The 249-nt window shown below is 53.8% G+C and carries 1 protein-coding gene; it reads right to left on the bottom strand.

Annotated features, from left to right (window positions below; all coding sequences use genetic code 11):
- Positions 1-249 (bottom strand): transposase (locus FW767_RS13255; protein WP_394349351.1); only part of this gene is annotated, 249 nt, incomplete at both ends.

Genomic DNA, 249 nt, shown 5'->3' with positions numbered 1-249 from the left:
CATGCGGCCATAGCGACGACCTCCGGCTTTTTCGATGTCAGCTTAGACTGCAGAAACATGTTTGTCTTGCGCTCGATCATTGTAAGGACCGCGCTTTTCTGACCCTTCCCGATTACAAGATCCATTTCCCAGTCCCCGAAGCGTGTGCCGTCAGCCTCGGCCGGACGCTGATGTATGGATACACGGTCGGGAATGATTGTCCGTCCCGACGGTTTGCGTTTACGGCCTTTGTGTCTGCGGTATTTAAGT

It is taken from the genome of Heminiphilus faecis (assembly GCF_008728965.1).
Taxonomy (GTDB): Bacteria; Bacteroidota; Bacteroidia; order Bacteroidales; family Muribaculaceae; genus Muribaculum; species Muribaculum faecis.
The sequence above is the reverse complement of the archived record's forward strand: the minus strand, read 5'-3'. Positions and strand labels throughout refer to the sequence as shown.